The 6,523-nt window shown below is 72.6% G+C and carries 5 protein-coding genes; 4 read left to right on the plus strand and 1 reads right to left on the minus strand.

The genetic code is table 11. The features are described from left to right. The 3 genes from AOK17_RS51815 to sucD all read left to right on the plus strand — a co-directional run. The coding region (locus AOK17_RS51815) for a serine/threonine-protein kinase (RefSeq protein WP_483855188.1) at positions 1–1,291 on the plus strand (1,291 nt) is incomplete at its 5' end. Between the two features lie 440 nt (positions 1,292–1,731). Further along, complete coding sequence (sucC, locus tag AOK17_RS43095; protein ID WP_055618105.1) at positions 1,732–2,910, plus strand: ADP-forming succinate--CoA ligase subunit beta; 1,179 nt, start codon at positions 1,732–1,734, stop codon at positions 2,908–2,910. A 22-nt stretch (positions 2,911–2,932) separates the two neighbouring features. Then, positions 2,933–3,817 (plus strand): succinate--CoA ligase subunit alpha, encoded by an 885-nt coding sequence (sucD, locus tag AOK17_RS43100; protein WP_055618106.1) that lies wholly within the window; start codon positions 2,933–2,935, stop codon positions 3,815–3,817. 153 nt (positions 3,818–3,970) lie between these two features. Here sucD and AOK17_RS43105 read toward each other — a convergent pair whose 3' ends face one another. After that, positions 3,971–4,966, minus strand: a complete 996-nt coding sequence (locus AOK17_RS43105; protein WP_245697736.1) for a SigE family RNA polymerase sigma factor — start codon at positions 4,964–4,966, stop codon at positions 3,971–3,973. Positions 4,967–5,071: 105 nt separating this feature from the next. On the opposite strand from AOK17_RS43105, the gene AOK17_RS43110 reads away from it, so the two are divergent. Further along, positions 5,072–6,523: cell division protein PerM (locus tag AOK17_RS43110; protein WP_055618107.1), on the plus strand; the 1,452-nt coding region annotated here is incomplete at its 3' end.

The raw sequence follows: 6,523 nt of genomic DNA on the forward strand, positions 1-6,523 counted from the left end.
CGACGCCCCCGGCCCCCGCCCCCACGGCGAGGTCGACTACCTCTTCGGCCCCCTCTCGGCGTTCGCGCCGGAGCTGGAGCAGGCCCTGGCCGCCACGCAGACGAAGCTCGGGGCCACCCGGCGCACCGCCACCGCAGTCCCCTCCGGCGCCCGCGCGAGGGTGCGGCAGACCGTCGCCACCGCAGGCCGGACCGCCCCCTCCACCATCGTCCGTGGCATCCAAGGGACCGTCACCCCGGTCGTCGACGAGACGGCCGCCACCGCGCTGCCGCCCGTCGCCGTCACCGCCGTGCACGGTGTCACTCCGGTCGCCGGTCGGGCCGTCGGCGGGGTCACCCCCGTCGCCGACCGGGCCGTGACCGGAGTCACCCGGGTCGCCACCGGTGCCGTGAACGGCGTGGTCCCGGTCGCCGGCCGGACCGTGGGCAACGCCACCGGCCTCGCCCACGAAGTGGTGGCCGACGCGGTGGCCGACGTACGCAGCTACACCGACGGCGTCACCGGCGACGTGACCCCGTACACGACGGGCGTGGTCGGGAACGTCGGCCCGTACGCGACCGGTGTCGTCGGCGATGTCGCCCCGTACGCCACCGGCGTGGTCGCGGACGTCCCCCCATACGCCACCGCCGTGGTCACCCAGGTCGCCGACGAGACCGTCGACTCCGTTCTCCCGCCCGTCGCCGCCACGGCGGTGGACGGTGTGGTGCCCGTCGCCGGGCAGGCGGTCGGAGACGCGACCGTGCTCGCCGACGGTGTCGTCGGCGTCGTCGGCGACGTGCGGCCCTTCGTGGGCGGTGTCGTCGGTGACGTTCCGCCGCTCGCGTACGGCGTGGTCGGCGAGGTCGACCCGTTCGCGCAGGGAGTCGTCGGCCAGGTGCCGCCGTTCGCCGAGGGTGCCGTCGGCGCGGTACGGCCGGTCGTGGACACGGTCGTCCAGTACGTCCGGCCTGTGGTGGACGGGGTCGGCGGCAGCGCCACGACGCTGGCGTACGGCGTCACCGGTGACGTACGCCCCTTCGCGGACGGTGTCGTCGGCGAGGTCGCCCCGTTCGCGGCCGACGTGACCGGACAGGTCGGGCCCTTCGCGGGGAACGTGACCGGAACCGTCGAGTCGGCCGCCGCCCCGCTGGCCGAAAACGCGGTCGGCGGAGTCGAGGACGTGGCCGAGTCCGTCACCCCGAGCTACCTGCCGACCGCCCAGTACGCGGTCACCCAGGACGGGGACACCCCGAGCCACGTGCCGCCGCCGGCCGCCCCGTACGGGCAGCACGGCTCCCCCTACGGCGTCTGACCGACGCCCCCGTCGTACGACCGTGCCCGGCGGCCGGTCGTACGGCACCCACCGACCCCGCAGGGCGACGGCCACGTACGGCCGAAATCCGTCGGTCCGTGCGACCGAAACCCTGCGGTCAGGGCCGGGCGGTCCTCATTGGGGTGGGGACCGGCCGCCCTACGCCCCTTACGTCACTGTCAGGGGCTGTTCGAGGGGCCTCACCAGGCAAACCCCAGCCTGGTGAGGCCCTTTAAACTGGCAATCTGTGACCGTAATCACCGCCCAGGTGTGATCTGCGATTTACGACCCCACCACGAGCGGGGATAACCTGCGAGGCGGACATGCCGCGTGCCGGCCACCGTGCCCACGCCCTCCTTGTGACCGCGCAGTCACGTTGCCCTTCGCGGCACGCCCACGCAGACAACGAACCGCGAGATACCTGATAGGGACGGACGCGCGTGGACCTGTTCGAGTACCAGGCGAGGGACCTCTTCGCCAAGCACGGTGTACCGGTGCTGGCCGGTGAAGTGATCGACACGCCTGAGGCAGCCCGCGAGGCGACCGAGCGGCTTGGCGGCAAGTCCGTCGTCAAGGCCCAGGTGAAGGTCGGTGGCCGAGGAAAGGCCGGTGGCGTCAAGCTCGCCGCCACGGCCGACGAGGCGGTCGCCCGTGCGACCGACATCCTCGGCATGGACATCAAGGGCCACACGGTCCACAAGGTGATGATCGCCGAGCTGTCCCCGGAGATCGAGGCGGAGTACTACGTCTCGTACCTCCTCGACCGCACCAACCGCACCTTCCTGGCCATGGCCTCGGTGCAGGGTGGCATGGACATCGAGGAGGTCGCGGAGAAGACCCCCGAGGCCCTCGCGAAGGTCCCGGTCAACGCCGTCGAGGGCGTGAACATCGAGAAGGCCCGAGAGATCGTGGCCCTGGCGAAGTTCCCGGCCGAGGTGGCCGAGGGTGTCGCCGAGGCCATGGTGACCCTGTGGGAGACCTTCGTCGCCGAGGACGCGCTCCTCGTCGAGGTCAACCCGCTGGTGAAGACCAAGGACGGCCGCATCCTGGCGCTGGACGGCAAGGTCTCGCTCGACGAGAACGCCGACTTCCGCCAGCCCGGGCACGAGGCGCTGGAGGACAAGGACGCGGCCAACCCGCTCGAGGCCGCCGCCAAGGAGAAGAACCTCAACTACGTCAAGCTCGACGGCGAGGTCGGCATCATCGGCAACGGCGCGGGTCTCGTCATGAGCACCCTCGACGTCGTTGCGTACGCCGGTGAGAACCACGGTGGGGTCAAGCCCGCCAACTTCCTCGACATCGGCGGCGGCGCGTCCGCGGCCGTGATGGCGAACGGCCTGGAGATCATCCTCGGCGACCCGGACGTCAAGTCCGTGTTCGTCAACGTCTTCGGTGGCATCACCGCCTGTGACGAGGTCGCCAACGGCATCGTCCAGGCGCTGCAGCTGCTCGCCGACAAGGGCGAGGAAGTCACCAAGCCGCTGGTCGTCCGTCTCGACGGCAACAACGCGGAGCTGGGTCGCAAGATCCTGTCCGACGCCAACCACCCGCTGGTGCAGCGCGTGGACACCATGGACGGCGCGGCCGACAAGGCCGCCGAGCTGGCCGCGGCCAAGTAAGGGACGAGGGAAAACCACAGCCATGGCTATCTTCCTCAACAAGGACAGCAAGGTCATCGTCCAGGGCATGACCGGCTCCACGGGCATGAAGCACACCAAGCTCATGCTGGCCGACGGCACCAACATCGTCGGTGGCGTCAACCCCCGTAAGGCCGGCACGTCCGTCGACGTCGACGGCACCGAGATCCCGGTCTTCGGCACGGTCGCCGAGGCGATCGAGAAGACGGGCGCGAACGTGTCCGTCCTCTTCGTGCCGCCGGCCTTCTCCAAGGCCGCCGTGGTCGAGGCGATCGACGCCGAGATCCCCCTCGCGGTCGTCATCACCGAGGGCATCGCCGTCCACGACTCCGCCGCCTTCTGGGCGTACGCGAAGGCGAAGGGCAACAAGACCCGCATCATCGGCCCGAACTGCCCCGGACTCATCACGCCGGGCCAGTCCAACGCCGGCATCATCCCGGGCGACATCACGAAGCCGGGCCGCATCGGCCTGGTCTCGAAGTCCGGCACGCTGACGTACCAGATGATGTACGAGCTGCGTGACATCGGCTTCTCGTCCGCCGTCGGCATCGGTGGCGACCCGGTCATCGGCACGACGCACATCGACGCGCTCGCCGCGTTCGAGGCCGACCCCGACACCGACCTGATCGTGATGATCGGTGAGATCGGCGGCGACGCCGAGGAGCGGGCCGCGGACTTCATCGCGAAGAACGTGACGAAGCCGGTCGTCGGTTACGTCGCGGGCTTCACCGCGCCCGAGGGCAAGACCATGGGCCACGCCGGCGCCATCGTCTCCGGCTCCTCCGGCACGGCCGCCGCGAAGAAGGAGGCCCTTGAGGCCGCCGGAGTCAAGGTCGGCAAAACCCCGACCGAGACGGCGAAGCTGGCCCGCGCCATCCTGGCCGGCTGAGCACGGCTCCTGGCGCAGCCCCCGGCACAGCTCCCGGAGGCTGAATCGCAGCCTGTACGCGGACGGGCCCGCACCCCTTCTCCAGGGGTGCGGGCCCGTCCGCGTCGCCGGGTTCGCACTCGGCGGTTCTCGGTGCGCCCTTACGCTCGTTCCTCAGCGGAGTTCCGGGCGGAGCCTCTCCGGACCGTTCTGGAACGTCGAGCGGAGCTTGACGCGGATCTCCTGCTCCTCCTCGGACAACGGACCGGGGCCCGACCGCGGCGGAACCCCGCTGATCGTCGCGGCGGGCGCCTGCGGGGCCTCGTAGTGGTCGGGAGCCGTGCGGAGCGTGAACGCGGTGGACCCGATGAGCAGGACCGTGAAGGCGATGGCCGCGCGGGTCCAGCGACGGGCGCGGCGCTCGCTTCCCGACCGCACCACGACGGGTTTCGCGGCGGTCCGCAGCGACTCCTTGCTCCCGAGCTCCGTCAGCCTGAGCCTCAGCTCCCCGGGATCCGCCAGCTCGGGCACGCGCGCGGCGACGACCTCACGCGCGTGCAGCAGCCGGCCCGCCGCCGCGGGCGTGCTCGCCTCCGTCTCCGCCGCGGTCTCCGGCAGCCCGATGCCGAGGCCGTCGTAGAGGAGCACCGTGCGGCGGTACGCGGGCGGCAGGCTGAGCAGTACGGAGAGCAGCCGGCGGTCGTCCAGCGCGGCGGGCGGCGGCTCCGGAGCCCGGTGCCGAAGACGCAGCCGGTGCCAGGGGGACATCGCGTACTCGTACGCCGCCGCCCGCACCCAGCCCGCCGGGTCCCGGTCGACCGCCACCTCCGGCCAGCGCTGCCACGCCAGTTGGAAGGCCCGCTCCACGGACTCGCGCGCCAACTCGCGCCGCCCGGTCAGCAGATAGGCCTGCCGTACGAGGGCGGGGGCCGCGAACGCGTAGAGGGCGTCGAAGGCCTGACCTGGCGTCAGGGCGGGGGCGGGTGGCGCGAGTTCGAAGTCGGCCTCCGCCTCGGGCCCGTCCGGGTTCTCCGCAGGGTTCTCGGCCTGGTTCTCCGCCTTGCTCCCTGCCTTGTTCTCTGTCTGGTTCTCCGCCTCGGTGTTCACCTCGGTCCCGTCCTCGGCCTCGGCCTCCGGAAGGGGCGGCGGGCAGGAAGGGGTCTGCGTCACCGGGCGCCCCTTCGCACGTAAAAGTACATAAAACGTATATTGAGCGACACATCCGGGGTTCGCCTGTTACGAGGAGAAAGCGCGTGTCGTTGGGAGCATGGCGGCGTGACCCAGACGACCGACCGCAGTCCGGACCGCAGCCCGTCCCTGCCGTCCCTGCCGAACTTGCTGACCAAGCCGGACCTGCTGGCCCGATGGCGCAGGAGGTCACCGGGACTGGCCGCGGGCCTGGTCGGCGGCGCGCTCGCGGCGGGGCTCGGACTGGCGGCGTTCACCGTACTCGTGACGGTCCTCTGGATCAGTTCTCCCTATCCGGACAGCGGTCCTGACGGGGCGTTGCATGTCGCCGCCGGGCTGTGGCTGCTCGCGCACGGCTGTGAACTGGTCCGCACGGACACGCTGTCCGGCGTACCCGCGCCCGTCGGCGTGACGCCGCTGCTCCTGGTCGTGCTGCCCGCGTGGCTGCTGCACCGCGCGGGGCGCGATGCGGCGGACGGCGACGAGGAGTCGGTGCCGCCCGCCGTCCGTACGGCCTGGGGCGGTGTCGTCGCGGGCTATCTGACGGTCGGCACGGCCGCGGCCCTGTACGCCTCGGGCGGTGCGCTGAGTCCGTCCTGGGCGTCGGTCGCCGTTTGGCTGCCGCTGCTCGCGGTGACCGCGGCGGGGGTGGGCGCGTGGACGGCGTACGGGCGCCCCCGCGGGCCTCTGCCGCCGCCCGCGCGCCGGGCTCTGCGCGCCCTCCCCTTCGCCTCCTTCGTGTCCTCCGTCCCCGGGGTCCGGCTCCCGGCCGCCGTGCGCGCGGCGGGTGCGGGTGCGGCGGTGCTCGTGGGGGGCGGGGCCGTGCTGGTCGGCGCCTCACTCGTGTGGCACGGAGGTCTGGCCCGCGTGTCGTTCCTGCACCTCACGGAGAGCTGGTCGGGACGGTTCGCGGTACTGCTGCTGGCCCTGGCCCTAGTGCCGAACGCGGCCGTGTGGGGGGCCGCGTACGCCCTCGGCCCCGGCTTCGTACTCGGCGCGGGGCACGCGGCCGATCCCCTGATGTCGTCGCCCGGTCCACTGCTGCCGCCCTTTCCCCTGCTGGCGGCGGTTCCGGGCGCCGGCCCCGGCACTCCGGTGAACTGGGCGGCGGGCGCCGTGCCGTTGGTGGCGGGCGTGGCGGTGGCCTGGTTCACGGTGCGGGCGGGGGTGCCGGGCCGGATTGACGGGGGAGAGGCAATCGGAGACGGAGACGGGAAGGGGCAGGGGAAAAGGAAGGGCGGGGTTCCGGTTGTGGCCCACCGTGGTGAGGCCTGGTCGCCCGGCCGGACCGCCGGGAACGCGGCCTTCGCGGCCCTCCTCTGCGGACTGGCCCTCGCGGTCCTCGCCACCCTGTCGGGCGGCCCCCTCGGCACCCACGCACTCGCCGACTTCGGCCCCGTCTGGTGGCAGACGGGGCCCGCGGCGGCCGGGTGGACCGCGGCGGTGGGCGTCCCGGCGGCCCTGGTCCTGCGCGCCTTGCGGCTCCGACAGCCGCGGGTACGGGTGCCGCGGGCGCCCCGGGTACGGGCTGTGCGGGGG

This window comes from Streptomyces phaeochromogenes, assembly GCF_001418655.1.
GTDB lineage: Bacteria > Actinomycetota > Actinomycetes > Streptomycetales > Streptomycetaceae > Streptomyces > Streptomyces phaeochromogenes.